This window comes from Streptomyces chilikensis, from assembly GCF_001642695.1.
Classification (GTDB): Bacteria; Actinomycetota; Actinomycetes; order Streptomycetales; family Streptomycetaceae; genus Streptomyces; species Streptomyces chilikensis.
This window is the reverse complement of record NZ_LWCC02000035.1, coordinates 1-1,988: the sequence shown is the minus strand read 5'-3', so window position 1 is coordinate 1,988 and position 1,988 is coordinate 1. Positions and strand designations below refer to the sequence as shown.

The following is a 1,988-nucleotide window of genomic DNA, read 5'->3' as shown; positions in this document are numbered from 1 at the left end:
GGTTGACGGGGTCGCCTTCGGCGTAGAGGTAGGGATTCTTCTCCTGGCCGGAGGGGTCGGGGCTGGTGAAGCGGCCGATGCTGAGGTCGTAGTAGCGGGCCGCGAAGTGGTAGAGGCCAGTGGGGTCCTGGTAGCCGCCGGCGAACCGGTAGGGCTGGAGGATCTTTTCAGCGGCGGCGGCGCGGGTGACGCCGCGGGACAGCCGGGGGCGACGCCCTGCGAGGTGAGGTTGCCGACGAGGTCGTAACGGGTAATGGCCGCCCCTGGATTTGCCAGAGGTGGCCATTACCTGCAGTTTTCCCGGCTACGAGCCGTAAAGCTCCGACATCCGGGGCATTGTGAAGGTGCCCGAGGCCATCCGACGGACGCCTGGCGTGAACGTCAGCGCTCGGATGTACGCCTTCTGCCTCGAATGGCCAGGAACATACCGGCGGCGAAAACCGCCCCCGCAAAACTGACTGCTACTCCGACCACTGGTTTGATGAAAGCAACGATCACTCCGAGCGTAATCAGTGCTACAGCGGCGAAGACACCCAGCCACATCGAAGCTGTGATGACAGCCTCAGGTGCCTCGTTTCTGTCCCGAAGGTGGTCTCCGCCGTCCGGCATAGCGTTCATGACTCCTGCCTCCTAGCTGAGGGTATCTTCCATGGCACCTGGCGTGACACGGCTGACTGTGCCCGCGGCGATTCCGCACATTGCGACCACTCCTGGCGTGAGGGCCGGCATGCCTGCGGCGGTGGCCATGCTTGCCCCCGCCGTACAGGCAGCCCCGGAGATGGCAATGGCGTCGGTGAGGTAGTAGTAGCCCACGCCTTGGTTGGATTCCTGTCCACATCGGCCGTCGTTTTCGCAGAAAGGCTGCGGTCAGCCCCAGACACCTGCCGAGCAGAGGACGCCGCCGACGACCAAGAAGCCTCCGACGGCCTTGTACGCCAGCGCATTGGAATTACTGAAGCGCTCTCTAACACGAGAGCCAGTCCGGCTCCAGCGACGACGACGGTTGCAGTCAAGCCTTTCATTGCGCTACTCCATACGGCGAGGTTCGGAGACCGACGGCGCTCACCAGCCCTGCTTGCGGACAATCCAGATGAGGAGAGCCGCCCTGAGAGCTCACCTTGCAGCCCTCCGAGCGTTCCGCTCTGTGGTTCCGCCTGATTCCCCTCCCGGCGATGCCGCGACAAAAACCGTTTCGGATGTCACAAACTTCCGCCATTCGATCCCGAGGCGCGTCCACAACCCTGATTCGATGCCCTTGATAAACAGGAGCAGCGAAATGTGATTGGATATTCAACCGCTTCGTCGAAGGTGAAGCCCGCCAAATATGAGGAGAGTCGCGATGATGATCGCCATGTATCGTGGCGCGCCGATGCTGATCAGCGTTATTGCAGCCACGAACGCTGCGCACAGCAAAAGGGTTCCGATGGTGTGCCGTGAGGGTCTCACCGCTGGCGCTTCCGGAAGTAGAGGATGATAACCAGAACGCAGGCAAGAGACCCGAAAAATATGTAAGGTCCCCAGCCCTCAGGGATCCACCAGCCCGCGCCTTCCGAGGCAATACGAAGCATGTCCTCTCCTTATGGTACGAAGGAGCGGCGCTGCCAGACGCCACCCGCTTCCCTTCCGATTAGGACCAAGCCTTCACTGTCGTTTCCTCTGCGAAGGATCCGGCGTACTCACCTGCGGCCATGCAGGGCACAGCGGCGGCAGCCGCTCCTGCGCCACCCGAGAAATACGCTGCTGTGCCGATACACGCCCCTTCCACGGCTTTACTGACGGCAAACCCGAAGGTAATGCCGGCCGCTGTGCCGAAGTTCCCGTCCAAAGCCGCATTCCATGCCTTGCCGACGGTTGCGAAGCCGTTGCCCAGCGAGACCGCGTCCAAGACGGAGCCGACCGACAGTGTTCCCTGGGGGTCGATGCGGTTGACGGGGTCGCCCTCGGCGTAGAGGTAGGGGTTCTTCTCCTGGCCGGAGGGGTCGGGGCTG

Annotated in this window: 2 protein-coding genes and 1 pseudogene; all 3 read right to left on the bottom strand. The window is 62.6% G+C overall.

What is annotated here, in order from left to right:
* Window positions 1-169: pseudogene (locus tag A2U95_RS21430) on the bottom strand (RHS repeat-associated core domain-containing protein); the annotation flags it as partial.
* A gap of 212 nt (window positions 170-381) precedes the next feature.
* Complete coding sequence (locus tag A2U95_RS21425; RefSeq protein WP_166025772.1) at window positions 382-618, bottom strand: hypothetical protein; 237 nt, start codon at window positions 616-618, stop codon at window positions 382-384.
* 1,009 nt (window positions 619-1,627) lie between these two features.
* Window positions 1,628-1,988: RHS repeat-associated core domain-containing protein (locus A2U95_RS21420; protein WP_476756108.1), on the bottom strand; the 361-nt coding region annotated here is incomplete at its 5' end.